We start from the raw sequence: 260 nt of genomic DNA, 5'->3' as shown, positions 1-260 counted from the left end.
GAACCTGCGGATCTTCAATCGCATTAAGTCCTTGCAGCGTCCACAAAGCGTGAATGGCGGGCGTGTTCAATCCAACTTCGTCAACAGACTTGTCATTTACCAAAGCGATCAACTGAGGAACAACATCCTTCTGTCCACGTTCAACCAATAATCTTTGTGCATGGCGTCTCCATAACATATTGGTATTTTTCAAAGTAGCGACCAATTCTTCCGGACGACTTTTGCTTAAAGAAACAGGCGTATAAGCGGGTGCTTTTTTA

1 pseudogene is annotated in these 260 nt (G+C 44.2%); it reads right to left on the bottom strand.

Features of this window, described 5'->3' with window-relative positions:
• A pseudogene (locus F1003_RS16725) lies at positions 1–260 on the bottom strand (hypothetical protein); the annotation flags it as partial.

Source organism: Winogradskyella ouciana, assembly GCF_009709615.1.
Taxonomy (GTDB): Bacteria; Bacteroidota; Bacteroidia; order Flavobacteriales; family Flavobacteriaceae; genus Winogradskyella; species Winogradskyella ouciana.
This window is presented reverse-complemented; position numbering and strand designations above follow the sequence as displayed.